The organism is Paraglaciecola sp. L3A3 (genome assembly GCF_009796765.1).
Lineage (GTDB): Bacteria > Pseudomonadota > Gammaproteobacteria > Enterobacterales > Alteromonadaceae > Paraglaciecola.
This window is the reverse complement of record NZ_CP047023.1, coordinates 2,527,312-2,544,205: the sequence shown is the minus strand read 5'-3', so window position 1 is coordinate 2,544,205 and position 16,894 is coordinate 2,527,312. Positions and strand designations below refer to the sequence as shown.

Here is a 16,894-nt window from a genome sequence, read left to right as displayed (position 1 = left end):
ACCGATGATTATAAGATTAAGGATAGGTTCAATGAAATCACAAGTTCGCTTAGAGATGCTAAAAAAAATTCAAACTGGAAAAGGTTTTATTGCAGCATTTGATCAAAGTAGTGGTAGTCCACAAAGTTCACTACAACAATATGGCATTGCAGAAAACCGATATTCTGGTGATGCAGAAATGTTTAGCAAAGTCCACCAAATGAATACCCGCATAATGACTAGTGAGGCGTTTTCGGGGGATAGAATTTTAGCTTCTATTCTTTTTCAAAATACTTTAGACAGAGATATTCAGGGGTTAGCCACTGCTGATTATTTATGGCAACAAAAACAAATCGTGCCTTTTTTAAAGGTGGATATAGGTTTAGAACCGCCACACAATGGTGTGCAGTTGATGAAACCCATACCTGGCTTGAATAATATTTTAGACAAAGCTGTTGATAAACATATCTTTGGTTGCAAGATGCGCTCATTGATCAAGTTAGCCAATCACAGTGGTATTCATATTATTGTTGCTCAACAATTTGCCCTCAGCGCACAAATATTAGCTAAAGGATTGGTACCAATCATTGAGATTGAAATAGAAATTAATAGTCCAGATATAGGCCCTGCGGAATTACTCCTACGTGATGAGTTAATAAAACAAGTCAACGCATTAGCAGCGGGTCAACAGGTGATTTTAAAGTTAACGTTACCAAAAACTGCAGGATTATATGATCAGTTAATTACTCACCCTAGTGTATTAAAAGTGGTGGCATTATCAGGCGGCTATAGTCGTGAAAAAGCCAACCGTTTATTAGCCGAAAATAGCGGCATGATTGCCAGTTTTTCAAGAGCCTTATCTGAAGAACTGTTTGATCTTATGTCTCATGACGAATTTGAGGCAACCATTAGCGAATCAATTGATAGTATTTATCAGGCATCGAATACATAACCTTAATCCATCATTCAAACTGAATCGTTTTAGTACTGTCTGTATCAAGCGTATTTATACTTGTCAAAGCTATTAATATGAATTTTTATGATTAATTTTCACTATTGTGAAGGTACACCTTCAGTTATGATCTTTTGCCATTAAATTATTGCAAATATTTGAGGTTTTAATGTTAGGAACTGCTTGTTCAGCGTCAGCAACTAAAGTCATGATGCTAGGTTGTGGCGAATTAGGTAAAGAAGTGGTGATTGAGCTACAACGTCTTGGTGTTGAAGTGATCGGGGTAGACCGCTATGCCAATGCCCCCGGCATGCAATTGGCACATCGAAGCTATGTGATAGACATGCTTGATGGCCAAGCCTTACGTGAATTAGTAGAAATAGAACAGCCACATTTAATTGTGCCTGAAATCGAAGCGATTGCCACAGACACTCTTGCTGAACTTGAAATAGATGGTTTTAACATTGTACCAAGCGCGAAAGCCACACAATTAACCATGGATAGACAAGGTATTCGCTGTTTGGCAGCTGAAACATTAAGTTTGCCCACCTCGCCATATATATTTGCCGCCACCTTTGAAGAGTTTAGGATAGGCATTAATCAGATAGGTATGCCCTGTGTGGTTAAACCTATTATGAGCTCTTCTGGTAAAGGCCAATCACTAGTTCGCTCACCAAACGATATTGAAACCGCTTGGCAATACGCGCAAGAAGGTGGCCGAGCAGGCAAAGGTAAAGTGATAATCGAAGGTTTTGTCGATTTTGATTATGAAATTACCTTATTAACCATCAATGCTTCAGATGGTATTCATTATTGTACGCCAATAGGTCATCGCCAAGAAGATGGTGATTATCGCGAATCATGGCAGCCAGCGGTCATGTCAGATGTAGCGATTGAGAAGGCCCAGCAAATGGCTAAAAGTGTGGTTCTAGCTTTAGGTGGCTGGGGATTATTTGGTGTAGAGTTATTCATTAAAGGGGATGAAGTTATTTTTAGTGAAGTATCACCACGGCCACATGACACCGGGTTAGTGACGCTTATTTCTCAAGATTTATCGGAATTTGCCCTACATGCACGAGCAATTTTAGGCTTACCCATTCATCAAATTGAGCAGTATGGCCCCTGTGCCTCTGCTGTGATTTTACGAGAAGGGCAGTCAAATGACATTCGCTATTCTGGTCTTGAAGAGGCATTAGCCCAGCCGCAAACACAAATTCGATTGTTTGGTAAGCCTGAAATTGATGGACGCCGCCGTTTAGGCGTTGTGCTTAAACGTGAGGCCTCTATTGAAAAGGCAATTAAAATCGCTGTTGATACGGCCGCTAAAATTAAAGTACATTTTTAGTCACCACCTTTAGCTACTTATCACGGTACATACTCTAAATTTAATAATTAGGCTAAAGTATATGCCGAGGGTTTGCCCTTCATGCGTAGCATAAATCACCGGCGCAAGCCTACTCGATGAATAGCATTAACAGGGTATTTTAACACTTTATGTTATTCATTATATTGAACTTCAAATAAATACACTGCACCTTTATTAACTAACCTGAGCTCTGGATAAGAAGTATCGTTTGAATTTTTTTTATAAATAATTCAAATACTTATTAAAATCCAGCAAGTTAAATTTAGGTTGAGGGTTCGGCTTATCCAGAGGTCAGGTTAACTAATGTATCCGTTTGTTTGGAGGCTCAAATATTGACCCCAAATGTCTATTTGATGCTATTTACATTTGCTCTACAAATTCAGAATTTTTCTTTATTTTATTCAATTAATATAATTCTTGGAATAAAACCTAAATAGACAAATGATTTTATGATGCTTTGGTATAAGTAACTGAGTAAGCAAAGCACTTATGCGTGGTTTAGGCGTTTGTTATAAAAAAGCGCACTGAATAAATAAACTGTTAAATTCAACAATAAATCATTATTGATAACAACAGAGGCAAAATATAGAAGGGGTGTTTTTTTGCCTTGTTCCAGTGCGCTAAAACTTTGTTTAATAAAGCTAATGTTAAAATGCGTTATCTAATTAGACACAATTAAATACCGATTAGTCACAATGCGGGAGATCTAATATATTTTTTTATAAATGTGACTTCTTATTGCTTTGACAAGTCTATACCTGTGAAAGTCATTAATGCCTGTTTATATACAGCAAAGGAAACATGAAAAAATCAATCATTGCTACCACCATATTCCTAACACTCGTTACAGGGTGTGCGTCAAACAACGTACTAAATGAGCAGCAAATGTTTGCTCAATATCCAGTAGTACAAGAAGCCGATGTTTTATTGAAGAACTCAGCTGCAGAAAATTTGGCTTTGTATTCTCCAGAACAAATGAAACAAGCACAACAAGTGTTTGATGAAGCTATAAAACAAGCAAAATCCGGCAAACCTAGCGCGAATGAATCAGGTAAAGAAGTAGTATTAAGAGTAAAGGCAGCACAGAAACAAGCTATCGAAGCTAAATATGTATTTGAAGATGTGTTGAAAGCAAGGGAAAGAGCTAAAGTTTCTAGCGCCAATAGTATAATCCCTGACGCTTTTAATGATGCTGAAACTAAGTTAGCGAAAATGTTGAGCTGGTTAGAAGTTGGTGAAGATGAGAAAGCCAAGCGTGATATCAACGCTCTTAAGGATCAATATTTAGCCCTTGAATTAAAGGCTTTAAAAAGCAACATGCTTAGTTTTGCAGAGCAAGCCATAACACGCGCTAAAAAAGATGATGTTAATAAAGTGGCACCAAGAACCATCTCACAAGCAATTGACGAATATCAATTAGCGTTAGCGACGCTTGAAGCAGACAGAACAGACACAACAAAAGCTAATGTACATTCTAATCGAGCAATATGGTTGGTTAAACGTGCAAATGGTATTGTTGATATCAACACTTTTTTTGAAAATGCTAAATTTGACGAAGAACAAAAAATACTTTGGTACCAAGAACAATTAGCTAATGTTATGTCTCCCTTGGTCAGTGATATTGCATTTGATCAACCGAATAAAGAAGTTATTGCTAGCCTGAGAGGGAGTTTGACTAAAGTACTAGAGGAAGGACAATCTCTTAACGCTAATGTTGTATCTACACAAGCACAGCTTAGCCAACTAAAAGAATCGTCACAGGCACAACTTAACCAATTAAAACAATCATCACTGTCTCGTGAATCAAAAATGGCTCGAGATAGTGAGGAAGCGCTATTATCGGCAAGACTCGAACTTGAAAAACAGCAAAAAGAAAAACGTGAAGATGATGAACGATTCGCCAGTGTGCAATCGTTATTTACTGAGGATGAAGCCAACGTCTATCGCCAGATTAATAATGTCTTAATAAGGGCTCAAGGGTTTTCATTCAAACCAGGTAGCAGTGAAATTGACTCAACTAACTTTGTTATTCTCAATAAAATCATTGCTGCAATTAAGCGTTTTCCTGATGCAAAAATAGTAGTGTCTGGCCATACTGATACTACTGGCAGTGCCGATTTAAACCTAGAATTATCAGCCGCTAGAGCTCAGACTGTGACCAACTTTATTACCCAAGTGGGGTTGATTGCTACAGACAGGGTAAGCTTTAAAGGCTTCGGCAAAGAAAAGCCAGTAGCATCTAATGAAACTGTCGAAGGCCGGGCACAAAATAGACGCGTTGAAATACTGATAGTGAATTAATAAAGTTACTTTTAAGGGTTAATCGTTTGATTAACCTTTTCTACCTATAACTGGAGAGCCGCCGTGAGCCCTGATGAAGAGCAGTTGAAAATGCTGTTGAGCGAAAGTACACCTGTTACCGACGAAAATAAAGCGTTAGAGCAGGTGCTCCAAAAATCTTCAAATGTGACTGCAATCAAAGATGTGACGAGCCTTTTTATTGGTTGGTGTTGGGTTGTACTACTTGGTTTTGGTGCATCTGCATATTCAGCAAAACGTAGATTGAACTTACATAAAAAGCCCAAAAGACGGGTAAAACACAAAAATTAATATTACACATTATTTAAAATTGGAGTACTGACATGAACATCGATATTTGGACACAATCGTTTAGCGATGCATTATCACGGTTTTGGACAGAAATTGCCGGGTTTTTACCCAACCTGATAGCCACAATAATAGTGATTGTTATTGGACTTCTTTTATCCAAAATTATGACTAGATGGTTCGCTAAAGTGATTGAAAAATTGGGTTTTAATACGCTTTGCGACATGTTGGGCATTGAGAAAGGGTTAAAGACCGCAGGCTTTAAATCAAACCCATCATCTATTGTGGGCCAGGCACTTTATTTATTCCTTATTTTGATCATATTTGTTGCGGGTGCAGATACCCTTGGTTTGGATAAGCTTTCGGCTATCTTAGATGAGTTCGTATTGTATTTACCTCATTTAGTCGGTGCAGTGGTTATTGCTTTAATTGGTTTGTTTGTCGCTAGAGCAGCGAAAACGCAAGTCGAAGCATCTTGTGAAAGTATGGGCATAGAATACGGTGATGCAGTGGGTCGAGTGCTGCAGATGCTGGTGTTGTTTATTACCTTTTCACTGGTTATTGGCCAACTTCAATTAGAAACTGAATTGTTAAATACTGTTTTTACTGTATTGATAGCAAGTATGGGCATTGCCCTAGCGTTGGCGTTGGGCTTAGGAACTAAGGCCATAGCTAATAGTATTGTTTCAGGCATTTATGCAAGAGAGCAGTTATTACCAGGGGATGAAATTGAATTTGATGGTTTCTTAGGTAACGTTGTTCAGGTCAGCACAGTCAATACCATTATTGAAAATAAGGAAGGCCTACAATTAAGCATTCCGAATCAAGACTTACTCACACAAAAATATACTATGACCAAGTTAGCTGATAGATGGGAAGACTCTTAGGGAACATTTATCATGAAAAATACGAGGCAAAATAAAAGCCTTGTATCAGAAAGGTTGTCGAAGCTAGATGACGATGAACTTGTACGTATAACTCGTATACAACTTCCTTATGTGACGACCGCATACGAAGTGATCTTTCATCGATATCACACAAAGCTGATACAAGTTTGTTTCAGATACCTCGGATCTATTGAAGAGGCTGAAGAAGCTGTGAGTGACACAATGTTGAATGTATTTAACAGTATTCAACGTTTTGAAGGGCGCGCTAGTTTCAAAACTTGGATTTATCGGATTGCTCATAATCAATCCTTAAATAGACTTAGAAAAAAACAACTTCTGCTGGCCTCAATGGATGAGGGTAATCTTGTGGCCGACGACAAAGTTGACTCCAGGTCATATGATGAAAAGGAACTAATAAATATTGCGTTAGCCAAACTGAGTATTGAAGAGCGTTCGATAGTCGTTTTTAGGATAGTCAGTGATTTAAAATTTAATGAAATTGCAGAGATCGTTGGTCAGAATCTAAGTACGGTGAAAATGCGCTACAAACGTGCACTTGAAAAAATGGCTAGCACTGATATCAATAGTTAGTCAGTTAAAAAACTCAAGATATCACCGCGTCTAATATCTTGTGCTGTACTAAATCTCTAATCTTGTATGTAAGATTCGTAAACCTTAAGAACATATAGCAGGTAAAAATGAATAAATTAATAATATTCTACAAATACACAGCGCGTTTCTGCGTTAGCATTTTGATGCTGTTAGCAATTTCCTCCTGCAGTACAACAAAAAGTGTAGCGACTTGGACTGATCACGAATACAACGGAGGTCCGTTGAAAAAGATTGTAGTCATTGGTGTGTTCAAAAACTTATCTAGTAGAAAAGAGTTTGAAGAAAAAATAGCAAAGAAAATCAGTGAAAATTCAGGTGTTGAAGCGGTACCTAGTTTAAGGTTTTTAACCCCTGGCGTTAAATACGAGCATAAAAGCATGGAAAAAATGTTCAGTGAAAAAGGCTTTGACGGCATACTTATTGTTCGAACTAAATCGGTGGATAATATATCGACCTACGTCCCTGGCGGTAACTCTTTGGTAAGAAATGTCCAGAGATTAAATTACCCTAGTTATCATAATTATTATCTTGTAACTTGGAAAACAGTTCGTGAACCAGCATACTTCGATGAGTCATATATTGTATCCACAGAAAGCAGTCTTTTTCTTAATTCAAATGATAAAATGATATGGACCATGGAAAAGAGAACTGAAGAAAATTACCGAGCAGAGGATGGTATTACCAAACCTAAAGCCGAGTCTACAGCTATCGCGGGGTTGATTTTCAACAGCCTAAAATCCGAAAAACTACTCATTATGAAAGGGAAGTATTAAAAATATTTAATGCTTTTGTTTGACAAAATTAGCAGTAATTAATTTCTATGGCTGTGGTGCTGTGTCAATAGATTTTAATGAGAATATTAATCGGCCCCATTCAGAGGCTGATTGTCACATCCCGAACAAACCAAGAGTGATAACCTGGGAAAAAACAATTGCATGACACTATCACTAATGTTGATGATAATTACAGTTCATGTTTTATTATTACTCTACGTTGCCATTAGCATCTGATGCAAAGAAAAAAGGATCTGCTTTAAATTATTGTTTTTCTATTCTTAAATGAGTCATGAGTTGAGATGTTGCACTGCCACGTATGCCACCTGAAACAGGCATGGTATTTTCTGGAATAGCACTAGAAGCCACAGGAAAATGGGTGTTACCTGTTAAAATTCCATGGCTAGGATCAAAACCTAACCAACCTGTACCAGGTATAAACACTTCTACCCATGCATGTAATTCATAGACTGGTTTTTCGGTCTCAAAATAAAAATAACCACTAACAAATCGTGCAGCAATACCCAGATTTCGCAACAGATTAATCTGCATCCATGACAAGTCACGGCACGACCCCTTTTTAATTTGAAAAGTATTTTCAGGGGTGAGAGGAGGACCGTCTTCTCGATATTCTACAACAAAATCTTTGTGAATTTGTATTGTAAGATTGGTAATAAATGTCACCGTATTAAAATATGAAGTTACAATTATGCTGTTGGCATAATCCATTAGTTCTTGATCTAGTAGGCTAGTTTGTAAAGAAGCGTGGAGTATTTGCGATTGCTGTTCAGAATAACTAAAAGGTATCTTATTAAATGAGTCAGGGTGAACAATAAAATCAAATGGATTATATTCTTTGGTATGCAAACTACTTTCTGCATGGATCGTAAAACTGTTTGTGAGTTTCTCAAACCAACAAAAATCTATGACATTATGCTCTTCATCTTCGATCACTCGATGTCCTTCAGGTGTAGACTTGAGGGCAATTGAAAAGTTTGTCACCTCAATAAAAGGAGTTTGTTTAGGCCGGAATCTTAAATAGTGGGGCTCTAGAAAAACCTCGTCGCTAAATGAATACGTGGTCTCATGGATTATTTTAAAATTCATGTAGCTCTCTTTAGTTAAGTTGCATAGTGAAGTAAATAACGGCTTGATACAAATCTGATATATAGACACATTAAAGTGTTGGATAGTCACATATTTACATGATTTATAAATTTATTGAGACTAACCTTCTACTAGTCACTAAATTATTTTTTATGTATTGTGACCAAATTAATATCTACGTAGTCTATACATACGAATAAGACTTGAATTGCCGCATTCATGTTTACATTAATTCGCGGTAGACATCTACTAAAAATCTGCAAACAGGAAGGTTCAGTATGGCGATAAGATGGGGTAGTTACAAAGTTACCAATTTGTATGACGAGCTGGTCGAAAAAGCGGGTAAACCCCGCGATCATGCAAAACATTTATGTGAATATCTTCGAGCTTTGTCCGACAAAGAGATAAATGAGCTAAAAGCGGCGTCTGATTCTGCCATTCATACTATGGGAGTTACGTTTAGAGTATATCACCAAGAAGAAGGCTCGATAGATAGAGCCTGGCCGTTTGATATTGTACCTAGGTTAATCAATGCAAAAGAATGGTCTGGTATAGAAAAAGGTTTAAAACAACGTATAAAAGCACTCAATATGTTTATTGATGACCTTTATAACGATCAAAACATCATAAAAGACGGCGTGTTTCCAGCTAGCATGCTTAACAAATCGAAAAACTTTCTTCAGGAGTGTCGTGGATTTAGCCCCGCTAATGGTGTGTGGGCAAACATTTGCGGCTCTGATTTAGTGCGAGACAATCAAGGCAAGGTATACGTACTTGAAGATAACTTAAGAGTACCTTCAGGTGTATCTTACATGCTCGAAAATCGTCAAGTGATGAAACGCGTTTTTCCAGAAATGTTTCAAAAATACAACATCCTACCGGTGGATGATTATCCTTCACAGTTATATGACATGCTTGCCGAAATGTCTCCTCGTAAAATTGAAGAGCCTGAAATAGTGGTCATGACGCCAGGTATATACAATTCAGCCTACTTTGAGCATGCATATCTGGCGCAACAAATGGGCGCTGAGCTTGTAGAAGGCCCAGATTTGGTGGTTGAAGATGATGATTGTGTTTATATGCGAACCATCAATGGACTATCACGTGTCGATGTTATTTATAGACGTATTGACGATTGGTTTATTGACCCTGAAGTATTCGCACCTGATTCGTTATTAGGCGTACCCGGTCTAATTCGGGCGTGGAAAGCCGGCAATGTAGGTTTGGCAAACGCACCAGGTTCAGGTGTGGCTGACGATAAGGTGGTCTATGCCTATGTGCCAAAAATCATAGAGTACTACTTAAAAGAAGAAGCAATATTAGCCAACGTTCCCACCTATAAATGTAACGATAAAGCTGAGCGGGAATACGTACTAGAAAACATTGCAGATATGGTGGTAAAACCTGCTAATGAATCAGGCGGTTATGGCATGTTAATTGGCCCCCACGCAACTGCAGAAGAGCATGAAAAATTTAGAAAACTCATCAAAGCAGACCCTCGAAACTACGTGGCGCAACCCATGCTAACCCTATCAACGGCTCCTACTATGGTCGATACGCGTGTAGAGCCTCGACATTTAGATTTAAGACCTTTCATTCTGTCAGGTAAAGATATCAAAGTTACTACTGGCGGACTGACACGCGTGGCACTTGAAAAAGGTTCTATGGTGGTGAATTCATCACAAGGCGGTGGTAGTAAAGACACTTGGATAGTAGACATGGAGGAGGAATAATTATGTTATCAAGAGTAGCAAGTAATTTGTATTGGTTAGCTCGATATCTTGAACGTGCAGAGAACACTGCTCGGTTAATCAACGTTAATTCTCATTTATTATTGGATTTACCCTCTAAAGTAAAATTAGGTTGGGAACCGATTGTAGATATTTTATCTTTTAGAGATAAGTTTTATGAAACCTATAAGGACGTAGATGAAAAAAGTGTCATTAATTTTATGGTGGTTGATAAGCTTAATCCAGGCGCAATACTCACCTCTTTAAAATCAGCAAGAGAAAACGCCCGTACCATCAAAGAAATTATTCCCAGAGAAGCGTGGGAACAAATCAATGCCCTATATTTGTTTGTGACTGAGAATCAAAAAGACGCTTTTACACGGCGCTCACGTTATGCTTATTTGAATAAAATTATCTTAGCCAACCAAACCATATCTGGATTACTAGCGGGTACTATGTCGCACGATGAAGCCTATGCATTTATGCGTATTGGCCAACATATTGAACGAGCAGATATGTCTACTCGCATTATTGATGTGAGATCTGCGACATTACTATCTGAAATTGAAAGTGAATTACCCGCTTTTAGCAATATTCAATGGATGGGAGTGCTTAAATCCATGACGGCATATCAAATGTATCGTAGAGAAGTAAGAGTCCGTATTAACCGTGAAGACGTATTAACGTTTTTGCTGACTAATCCGCGCTTTCCTCGTTCCCTTGTTCATGCCATTGAACAAATTGAACGGGCGGTAACTGAGTTACCTAACAGCAAGGATACTGTGGGTAAAACCAGTCGAGTTAAGAACTATTTACTCAATGCTAAACCTGCAACTTTAAAACAAGAAAAGTTACATGAGTTTATCGATGATATGCAGTTAGGTCTTATTGAAATAGACAAACAAATTGAAGATAGTTATTTCTAAAAAGTAGCGACTAGTGTGTGCTTAAATTACACATTAGCCGCAAATGCTAGTTAAGATGATCTAAGATTGTATGATGCACAAACCTAAGTTTTTTCAAGGCAGAAAGAGAAATAACAAAGGGGTAAGCATCATCCATTCCCATACTTCGATTTAATGCGTTTAAGACCTGCGTAAGTGAGCACCAGTCATTAAATAATTGCGTAAAGCTTGTTTCAACGGCCAAGGTCGATCGTTTGTCACTTGCCATATAAGGGCTCATTATATTTTTGTGGGATATACTCAAGTCAAAATCGTTTGCAGTTTCAAGTGTATCAACCATATGTAAGTAATGTGCCCAGGTTTCTGCCCAATCTTCCCATGGATGCATAGAAGCATAAGCACTAATCCAAACCTCTTGCCATATTTGGGCAGGGCCATTAGCGTAATAGTTTGCCATAGCCGTTTGATAATCTAGGCGTTCATCGCCAAATATTTCTCTAAATTCCTCTAGCCTATCAGAATTTAGGATTAACCGATCCCAATAATAATGACCTGATTCATGTCTAAAATGACCAATAAGTGTTCTATATTTTTCGTTCATTTTCTCGCGCATATCGATACGCGAAGAATCTTTAGCTTCATTAATATTTAGCGTAATTAGTCCATTACTGTGGCCCGTGGTGACGTAGTTTTTGATAAATAATTCATTGCCATAACTGTCTACAGTTTGGTTTTGCAAAAAATCGAAACCGAGGCCATTTTTGGGGTCATCAATTTTATTTGTAATAGGGAGATTAAGATTGATAGCTGAATATAAGAAGTGACGCTTTGCTTGTTCTAACAGATACCATAATTTAATGTTTTCTGGATCATCTAAATTAGGAGTCGTTTCTGTTAACCGGCAAGAAACACAAAGTTCGTTAGTATCTTCTTGCTCCACCATCCAATTACAAATATCGTATGTTTTATAGTTTTTGCAGGTTTTATAAACCTTACCGTTATTTGATGCTAATAAGGTGCCATTTGCTGTATTTGTTAATGCACTTAATTGTCTCTCATCAGGCAGAAATCCTACTTTCAATCCACACTTTACGCAGTGTGTATTAGCAAAATGAAGGCTATTGCCACATTGGCAGCTAAATGTTTTCAAAAAAAATCCTCTACTAACTAATAACTAACGCAAAAGCACCGTACAATTTAGAATAAAATGAGCACAATAAAAAGTTGTATGGTGACTTGTCTCTTATAACAACAGTTATATAATGGGCATGCATAATAGCTAACATTGTTATTAATAACACCAGTATTTTGAGGTGGTTTGAAATTAAATATTTATCTACTTTATTTATAAATCGTATTTGAAATGGGATACACAAACTTCATCTACACCCACGATAATTAGATAAGGCATATCAATTTAACTATTTTTTATGTGAGAGCTTCAGGACTTATCAAGCGCAGTTATTTATGTAATTAAGTCCAGTCAATACATGGGTATTCTAGACAATGTACATTGCTTAGGTAGTGGTTTTATATAAATAGAGTCAATAAACATGACTTAATCACAATTCATTTTAAAGTTTGAAACGAGATGCTAATAGGGTAGTGATCTGAAGATTTTATCTCTGTATGGACCTGAGCAGTAACAACTTTTAGTCCTCGGCAATAGATATGATCAAGATGTTTGAACAAATGATTTAGTCTAGGCTTGCGGGGCATTTGCACTTCTTCTAGTGAAAGTAATTGAGCTTACTGATTAAAATATTTTAATTTTTTACCATTCCAAGTTTTAAAATCTCCCGCCAATATTATTGGGCCCTGTGGTTTTCTATGGTTTCGAAAACCTGAGAGTGTTCACCACCAGCAAAAATTGTTCGGCTCTAGTTAATGGATACTCAGTTGCTAACATTATTTTTTTAGTATTTGAAATAGGCTCGTTATGCTTGGATACTGAAAAGTATTGTTTGCTTGCCGCAACAGTAGAACCGGTTTTAACCCCAGTCTCTATATTCGTTTTTAATTAAACAGTCCCTGTGATCCACGTATTAATTTTTGTCTGTTGACGATTTGTTTGACCTAGGTCAAATGATCTAACCAGTATGTTTGGTATCTTTATTCAATAGTCAGTTTATTAACTTTTTATCCTTCTCATCTGTTTTGTTAAATGTATGAAAGCGAACAGATGTGAGCTAAATAACAGCATATATTGGCAACATTATATTTCCGTTACTGACTAAATTCTTATCCTACAGATTAAGAAATAAATATAGAAATTTTAACTAGGGTATTAATGCCAAAACTATTATGTATATCAGCATAATCAAAAGATTCGAGAAGATCTAACACTACTAAATGATTAGGTTTGTCGCTACTAGCAGCCGAAAAGATTATTTGCTTGAATGAGCCAACTGCAGGAATGAAATCAATGCCCAAACAAAACACCAAGATAGTTAACCATGGTGCAGTGGTATCAATACGCGGCAGTGTGATTGACGTAAGATTTGATACAGAATTACCCGCCATTCATTCAATTTTAACTATGGGCGATAACGACCAAATTATTGTAGAAGTATTAGAACATAGAGATGCACAAAATGTTCGCGGTATAGCACTCACACCAACCCAAGGTTTAACCAGAGGGATGCAAGTGACAGATACGGACGGACCTTTATTAGCCCCTGTAGGTAAAGGTATCACATCACGTATGTTTGATGTATTTGGCAATGCCATCGACAGAGAAGGCGGTTTGCATGACGTTGAATGGCGCTCAGTACATAACGCCCCTCCTTTATTAACACAACGATCCACACAATCTGAAATATTTGAAACCGGCATCAAAGTCATTGATGTACTAGTGCCGTTGGAACGAGGCGGTAAAGCAGGTTTATTTGGTGGCGCAGGTGTTGGCAAAACAGTACTACTCACTGAGATGATCCACAATATGGTCGGTAAACATAAAGGTGCCAGTATATTTTGTGGAATTGGTGAACGCTGCAGAGAAGGTGAAGAACTGTATCGTGAAATGAAAGACGCCGGTGTTTTGAACAATATGGTCATGGTTTTTGGCCAGATGAATGAACCTCCAGGCAGCCGATTTCGCGTAGGGCAAGTAGCGTTAACCATGGCTGAGTATTTCCGTGATGATGAACACAGGGATGTATTATTATTGATCGATAACATTTTCCGCTTTATTCAGGCCGGATCTGAAGTGTCTGGGCTAATGGGACAAATGCCATCGCGACTTGGTTATCAACCTACCATGAGTACGGAACTAGCAGGCTTAGAAGAACGAATAGCCAATACTGATAATGGTGCAATTACCTCAATTCAGGCAGTGTATGTTCCGGCAGATGATTTTACTGATCCTGCAGCTGTGCATACATTCTCACATCTTTCAGCCTCAATAGTCTTGTCACGACAAAGAGCCAGTGAAGGTTTATTTCCGGCTATTGACCCATTACAGTCCAATTCTAAAATGGCGACTCCTGGCATAGTCGGTGAACGTCATTACAACCTTGCCCAGCAAGTCCGAAGCACACTGGCCCAATATAGCGAATTAAAAGATATTATTGCCATGCTTGGCATGGAACAGCTGTCACCAGAAGATCGAAAAGTAGTCGGTCGTGCCCGTCGTTTAGAACGTTTTCTTACCCAACCATTTTTCACCACGGAACAATTTACCAGTAACAAAGGAAAACTGGTTAGCCTGGACGATGCTTTAGACGGCTGCGAGCGGATATTACATGATGAGTTTAAAGATTTTCCTGAAAGTGCACTGTATATGATTGGTGCAATCGACGAAGCCAAACAAAAAATGGAAGCTTCTGCAATAAAATCAAAGACTCAGAAACCGACTGCTAGTTCGCCACTAAAAACGGAGGTCGCTGATGCAACCAACCAAGATGCATCTTAAGGTACTTTTGCCTTCTGAAGTTTTGCTAGATAAAAAAAACGTCAGCCATATCGTAGCAGAAACGAGTGATGGAGCTTATGGCTTGTTACCTAATAGACTTGACTGTGTGGCGGTGCTTACACCTGGCATTTTAACCTTCACAGACTTGGACGATGGGGAAATTTTTGTTGCAGTTGACGAAGGCGTTTTAGTGAAAACAGCACATGATGTATTGGTTTCGGTACGCAGCGCTTTAATTGGCAGTGACCTTGATACATTGCGTGTTGCGGTAGAACAAGATTTTATGGCCTTAGACGAACAAGCTCAACAAGTGCGAGCTATTATGGCAAAACTAGAAAGTGGGTTTCTGCATCGTTTTGCTAACTTTGAAAAAATATAATGAAAAACAACAAGCTTGAAGATACAAGCAAGACTAAATCGCCCATTGCTGAAAAAGTAGGGGTAAAAGCGGCAAGAAAATCAAAAGCTAGACGTAATGTCGACCAGAGAGTTTGGTTTGGCTTGGGCATGATGGGCTTAATTGGTTGGTCAGTAGTGGTACCCACTTTGCTTGGCGCTGCATTAGGTATTTACCTCGATGATAATTATCCAAATGATAGGTCATGGACCTTGGCATTATTAGTAGCGGGCTTGGCAATTGGTTGTTTCAATGCATGGCACTGGGTATCAAAAGAAGACCAAGCAATAAGTGATGAACAACAAGACATGAAAGATGTAGATAAGGATAAATGAATGATTTTTTTATTGGTATTGGGCATTGGCTTGGGTCTTGGCGCTATGTTTTTCGGCGGCCTATGGTGGACAGTAAATAAAGGAGTAATGTCTGCACATCCTGCAGTATATTTATTAACCAGTCTGTTACTGCGTATGGGGCTGACTCTAGGTGGCTTTTATTTAATTGTGACAAGTGATTTAGGTCAACCATCTTGGCAACTATTGTTGGTATGTTTGTTCGGCTTTTTAATCGCCCGCTTTATAGTCACCCGTTTGACCAAAGTGCTACCGGTGAAACCCATTGAGGCAGTTGAGGAGTCTCAACATGCACCTTAGTCCTGACATGGTAGTTTACTGGCAATTCGGTGTTATCAAAATTAACGCCACCATAGCGTTTACATGGGCGTTAATGTTGTTGTTGACTGTCGGTTCAATGTTAATCACCAGAAACCTATCCACTGATTCAAAACGTTCACGATGGCAAAACGTTTTAGAGATTATTGTCACTGGAATTGAACAACAAATTACAGAAGTAGGGTTACATAACGCCCAAAAATATTTAGGGTTTCTTGGTACCTTATTTTTGTTTTTAATAGCAGCTAATATTTGCACAATTATTCCTGGTTATGAACCACCCACAGCATCACTATCAACAACGGCAGCATTAGCCTTAACAGTATTTATCGCTGTTCCTATGTACGGTATTTCTGAGCAGGGCATTGGTAATTACCTTAAATCTTATATGGATCCGACATTTATCATGCTGCCTTTTAATATCATTAGTGAAGTATCACGTACTTTAGCATTAGCTGTGCGTTTGTTCGGCAACATGATGAGCGGTTCAATGATTATTGCCATCTTGTTAACTATTACACCTTTGATATTTCCGATCATAATGACAGCACTAGGATTACTAACTGGCTTAGTACAAGCCTATATTTTTACCATTTTGGCCGCAGTGTATATTGCAGCTGCGACCCGGTCACAAACACCCAAAACACAGTCTGGCTTACCTGCGACTGAAGATTAAATGTTACTTATTTGAACAACCAACACACATAGGAAATAACATGGATATTACATTGATAGCGATGGCCTCGATAATCATATCGGGTATTACCATCAGTATAGGCTGTATTGGCCCATCACTTGGTGAAGGCCGAGCTGTAGCCACTGCTCTTAGTGCTTTAGCGCAACAACCGGATGCTTCAGCAACCATTACGCGTACCCTTTTTGTTGGCTTAGCCATGATAGAATCTACTGCTATTTATTGTTTTGTAGTATCTATGATCTTGATATTCGCAAATCCATTTTGGAATTACGCTATTGCTCAAGCAGGTAGTTAAATT

18 protein-coding genes are annotated in these 16,894 nt (G+C 38.2%); 15 read left to right on the top strand and 3 right to left on the bottom strand.

Annotated features, from left to right (window positions below; genetic code table 11):
- Window positions 1–31 precede the first annotated feature (31 nt).
- The 7 genes from GQR87_RS10665 (at window position 32) to GQR87_RS10635 (ending at window position 7,176) form a co-directional block, all read left to right on the top strand.
- Window positions 32–931 (top strand): fructose bisphosphate aldolase, encoded by a 900-nt coding sequence (locus GQR87_RS10665; RefSeq protein ID WP_158969163.1) that lies wholly within the window; start codon window positions 32–34, stop codon window positions 929–931.
- Between the two features lie 169 nt (window positions 932–1,100).
- The gene (gene purT, locus GQR87_RS10660; RefSeq protein ID WP_158969161.1) at window positions 1,101–2,276 is read left to right on the top strand and encodes a formate-dependent phosphoribosylglycinamide formyltransferase; all 1,176 of its coding nucleotides are present in this window, start codon (window positions 1,101–1,103) and stop codon (window positions 2,274–2,276) included.
- A gap of 822 nt (window positions 2,277–3,098) precedes the next feature.
- Window positions 3,099–4,598 (top strand): OmpA family protein, encoded by a 1,500-nt coding sequence (locus GQR87_RS10655; RefSeq protein ID WP_158969159.1) that lies wholly within the window; start codon window positions 3,099–3,101, stop codon window positions 4,596–4,598.
- Window positions 4,599–4,661: 63 nt separating this feature from the next.
- Window positions 4,662–4,907 (top strand): hypothetical protein, encoded by a 246-nt coding sequence (locus GQR87_RS10650; protein ID WP_158969157.1) that lies wholly within the window; start codon window positions 4,662–4,664, stop codon window positions 4,905–4,907.
- A 32-nt stretch (window positions 4,908–4,939) separates the two neighbouring features.
- Window positions 4,940–5,791 (top strand): mechanosensitive ion channel domain-containing protein, encoded by an 852-nt coding sequence (locus GQR87_RS10645; RefSeq protein WP_158969155.1) that lies wholly within the window; start codon window positions 4,940–4,942, stop codon window positions 5,789–5,791.
- 12 nt (window positions 5,792–5,803) lie between these two features.
- Window positions 5,804–6,382, top strand: coding sequence for a sigma-70 family RNA polymerase sigma factor (locus GQR87_RS10640; RefSeq protein ID WP_158969153.1), 579 nt, complete (start codon window positions 5,804–5,806; stop codon window positions 6,380–6,382).
- A 107-nt stretch (window positions 6,383–6,489) separates the two neighbouring features.
- On the top strand, window positions 6,490–7,176 hold the full coding sequence (locus tag GQR87_RS10635; protein ID WP_158969150.1) for a hypothetical protein: 687 nt from the start codon (window positions 6,490–6,492) through the stop codon (window positions 7,174–7,176).
- 264 nt (window positions 7,177–7,440) lie between these two features.
- On the opposite strand, the gene GQR87_RS10630 is transcribed toward GQR87_RS10635, so the two are convergent.
- Window positions 7,441–8,283 (bottom strand): transglutaminase family protein, encoded by an 843-nt coding sequence (locus tag GQR87_RS10630; protein WP_158969148.1) that lies wholly within the window; start codon window positions 8,281–8,283, stop codon window positions 7,441–7,443.
- A 278-nt stretch (window positions 8,284–8,561) separates the two neighbouring features.
- On the opposite strand from GQR87_RS10630, the gene GQR87_RS10625 reads away from it, so the two are divergent.
- Both GQR87_RS10625 and GQR87_RS10620 read left to right on the top strand, forming a co-directional pair.
- Window positions 8,562–10,016, top strand: a complete 1,455-nt coding sequence (locus GQR87_RS10625; protein WP_158969146.1) for a circularly permuted type 2 ATP-grasp protein — start codon at window positions 8,562–8,564, stop codon at window positions 10,014–10,016.
- A 2-nt stretch (window positions 10,017–10,018) separates the two neighbouring features.
- Entirely contained in the window at window positions 10,019–10,939 is a 921-nt protein-coding gene (locus tag GQR87_RS10620) for an alpha-E domain-containing protein (RefSeq protein WP_158969144.1), read from the top strand.
- A gap of 46 nt (window positions 10,940–10,985) precedes the next feature.
- Here GQR87_RS10620 and GQR87_RS10615 read toward each other — a convergent pair whose 3' ends face one another.
- Both GQR87_RS10615 and GQR87_RS22170 read right to left on the bottom strand, forming a co-directional pair.
- Window positions 10,986–12,068, bottom strand: a complete 1,083-nt coding sequence (locus GQR87_RS10615) for a putative zinc-binding metallopeptidase (RefSeq protein ID WP_158969142.1) — start codon at window positions 12,066–12,068, stop codon at window positions 10,986–10,988.
- 1,103 nt (window positions 12,069–13,171) lie between these two features.
- Entirely contained in the window at window positions 13,172–13,351 is a 180-nt protein-coding gene (locus GQR87_RS22170) for a hypothetical protein (RefSeq protein ID WP_199271719.1), read from the bottom strand.
- Here GQR87_RS22170 and atpD point away from each other — a divergent pair.
- From atpD to GQR87_RS10585, 6 genes are read left to right on the top strand one after another with little or no spacing between them, the layout of a single operon-like run.
- Window positions 13,335–14,831: a F0F1 ATP synthase subunit beta gene (gene atpD / locus GQR87_RS10610; RefSeq protein WP_158972971.1), complete on the top strand. Its 1,497-nt coding sequence runs from the start codon at window positions 13,335–13,337 to the stop codon at window positions 14,829–14,831. The two genes, GQR87_RS22170 and atpD, sit on opposite strands and share 17 nt — an antisense overlap.
- The gene (locus tag GQR87_RS10605; RefSeq protein ID WP_199271717.1) at window positions 14,806–15,210 is read left to right on the top strand and encodes a F0F1 ATP synthase subunit epsilon; all 405 of its coding nucleotides are present in this window, start codon (window positions 14,806–14,808) and stop codon (window positions 15,208–15,210) included. Before atpD ends, GQR87_RS10605 begins: the two co-directional genes overlap by 26 nt.
- Window positions 15,210–15,563 carry an AtpZ/AtpI family protein gene (locus GQR87_RS10600; RefSeq protein ID WP_158969140.1) on the top strand — a complete coding sequence of 118 codons (354 nt, stop codon included), beginning with the start codon at window positions 15,210–15,212 and terminating at the stop codon, window positions 15,561–15,563. The genes GQR87_RS10605 and GQR87_RS10600 overlap by 1 nt, the downstream gene beginning before the upstream one ends.
- Window positions 15,564–15,881 (top strand): ATP synthase subunit I, encoded by a 318-nt coding sequence (locus tag GQR87_RS10595; RefSeq protein WP_158969138.1) that lies wholly within the window; start codon window positions 15,564–15,566, stop codon window positions 15,879–15,881.
- Entirely contained in the window at window positions 15,871–16,575 is a 705-nt protein-coding gene (locus GQR87_RS10590) for a F0F1 ATP synthase subunit A (RefSeq protein WP_158969136.1), read from the top strand. The genes GQR87_RS10595 and GQR87_RS10590 overlap by 11 nt, the downstream gene beginning before the upstream one ends.
- A gap of 40 nt (window positions 16,576–16,615) precedes the next feature.
- On the top strand, window positions 16,616–16,891 hold the full coding sequence (locus GQR87_RS10585) for a F0F1 ATP synthase subunit C (protein WP_158969134.1): 276 nt from the start codon (window positions 16,616–16,618) through the stop codon (window positions 16,889–16,891).
- Window positions 16,892–16,894 lie beyond the last annotated feature (3 nt).